This is a genomic window from Pseudophaeobacter sp. 1A09344, assembly GCF_041008745.1.
Taxonomy (GTDB): domain Bacteria; phylum Pseudomonadota; class Alphaproteobacteria; order Rhodobacterales; family Rhodobacteraceae; genus Phycobacter; species Phycobacter gallaeciensis_A.
The window spans coordinates 2,501-5,196 of the sequence record NZ_JAXGFS010000029.1; the positions used below are offsets into that span (position 1 = coordinate 2,501).

Sequence of the window (2,696 nt, forward strand, 5' to 3'; positions counted from 1 at the left end):
CTGAACCAGGTACTTAAAACCTGAATACATAGGGTTTTAAGAGCAAACCCGGGGAACTGAAACATCTAAGTACCCGGAGGAAAGGACATCAATTGATACTCCCTTAGTAGCGGCGAGCGAACGGGGACCAGCCGAGCCAGAGAAGTGACTGGAATGCGTTGGGAAGCGCAGCCATAGCGGGTGATAGCCCCGTACAGGAAGCTTTGATGGACGTATTAAGTAGGGCGGAACACGTGAAATTCTGTCTGAAGATCGGAGGACCACCTTCGAAGGCTAAGTACTCCTTACTGACCGATAGTGAACCAGTACCGTGAGGGAAAGGTGAAAAGCACCCCGACGAGGGGAGTGAAACAGTACCTGAAACCGAACGCCTACAATCAGTTGGAGGCCCCTTGAGGGCTGACAGCGTACCTTTTGTATAATGGGTCATCGACTTGGTCTCACGAGCAAGCTTAAGCCGCTAGGCGAAGGCGCAGCGAAAGCGAGTCTTAATAGGGCGAATGAGTTCGTGGGATCAGACCCGAAACCGAGTGATCTAGGCATGGCCAGGTTGAAGGTGCGGTAACACGCACTGGAGGACCGAACCCACATCTGTTGAAAAAGATCGGGATGAGCTGTGCCTAGGGGTGAAAGGCCAATCAAACTCGGAGATAGCTGGTTCTCTGCGAAATCTATTTAGGTAGAGCGTCATCCGAATACCCCGGGGGGTAGAGCACTGGATGGGTAATGGGGCCCCACAGGCTTACTGATCCTAACCAAACTCCGAATACCCGGGAGTACTAGATGGCAGACACACTGCGGATGCTAACGTCCGTAGTGGAGAGGGAAACAACCCTGACCTCCGGCTAAGGCCCCCAATTCATGGCTAAGTGGGAAAGCAGGTGGGACGACCAAAACAACCAGGAGGTTGGCTTAGAAGCAGCCATCCTTTAAAGATAGCGTAACAGCTCACTGGTCTAAATAAGTTGTCCTGCGGCGAAGATGTAACGGGGCTCAAGCCATGAGCCGAAGCCGAGGATGCACATAGTGCATGGTAGCAGAGCGTAGTGTGACATAGTCTCATGTCTCCTTACTTCCTTCGGGAAGATTGGAGACAAGAGGCTTTCGATGAAGCCGGGGCGTGAGCCATCCGGTGGAGAGATCACTAGCGAGAATGATGACATGAGTAGCGACAAAGAGTGTGAGAGACACTCTCGCCGAAAGTCCAAGGGTTCCTGCTTAAAGCTAATCTGAGCAGGGTAAGCCGGCCCCTAAGCCGAGGCCGAAAGGCGTAGGCGATGGGAACCAGGTTAATATTCCTGGGCCAGGAGGATGTGACGGATTGCGACTGTAGTTCAGCCTTATCGGATTGGTTGGGCTGCTGAGCAGTCCCTGGAAATAGCCCTCCATCAGACCGTACCCTAAACCGACACAGGTGGACTGGTAGAGAATACCAAGGCGCTTGAGAGAACGATGTTGAAGGAACTCGGCAAAATACCTCCGTAAGTTCGCGAGAAGGAGGCCCGGGTTCAAGGCAACTTGGATCCGGGGGCACAAACCAGGGGGTGGCGACTGTTTATTAAAAACACAGGGCTCTGCGAAGTCGCAAGACGACGTATAGGGTCTGACGCCTGCCCGGTGCCTGAAGGTTAAAAGGAGGAGTGAGAGCTCCGAATTGAAGCCCAGGTAAACGGCGGCCGTAACTATAACGGTCCTAAGGTAGCGAAATTCCTTGTCGGGTAAGTTCCGACCTGCACGAATGGCGTAACGACTTCCCCGCTGTCTCCAACATCGACTCAGCGAAATTGAATTGCCTGTCAAGATGCAGGCTTCCCGCGGTTAGACGGAAAGACCCCGTGCACCTTTACTACAGCTTCGCACTGGCATCAGGATTGTGATGTGCAGGATAGGTGGTAGGCATCGAAACCAGAACGCTAGTTCCGGTGGAGCCTCCCTTGAGATACCACCCTTCGCACTCTTGATGTCTAACCGCGGTCCGTTATCCGGATCCGGGACCCTGCGTGGCGGGTAGTTTGACTGGGGCGGTCGCCTCCTAAAGCGTAACGGAGGCGCGCGAAGGTTGGCTCAGAGCGGTCGGAAATCGCTCGTTGAGTGCAATGGCAGAAGCCAGCCTGACTGCGAGACTGACAAGTCGAGCAGAGACGAAAGTCGGCCATAGTGATCCGGTGGTCCCGAGTGGAAGGGCCATCGCTCAACGGATAAAAGGTACGCCGGGGATAACAGGCTGATACTGCCCAAGAGTCCATATCGACGGCAGTGTTTGGCACCTCGATGTCGGCTCATCTCATCCTGGGGCTGGAGCAGGTCCCAAGGGTACGGCTGTTCGCCGTTTAAAGAGGTACGTGAGCTGGGTTTAGAACGTCGTGAGACAGTTCGGTCCCTATCTGCCGTGGGTGTAGGATACTTGAGAGGAGTTGCCCCTAGTACGAGAGGACCGGGGTGAACGATCCACTGGTGGACCTGTTATCGTGCCAACGGTAGTGCAGGGTAGCTATGATCGGAAAGGATAACCGCTGAAGGCATCTAAGCGGGAAGCCCCCCTCAAAACAAGGTATCCCTGAGGGCCGTGGAAGACCACCACGTCAATAGGCCGGAGATGTAAGTGCAGCAATGCATTCAGTTGACCGGTACTAATCGCCCGATAGGCTTGATCTGTTCCAGTAACAGACAGTCTCATAAACACCAAAAAGCAAAAC

1 rRNA gene (cut by a window edge) is annotated in these 2,696 nt (G+C 54.0%); it reads left to right on the forward strand.

From position 1 onward, the window contains the following. Window positions 1–2,655, forward strand: a 23S ribosomal RNA gene (locus SM765_RS22885) (it extends 172 nt beyond the left edge of the window). The last annotated feature ends 41 nt before the right edge of the window (window positions 2,656–2,696 follow it).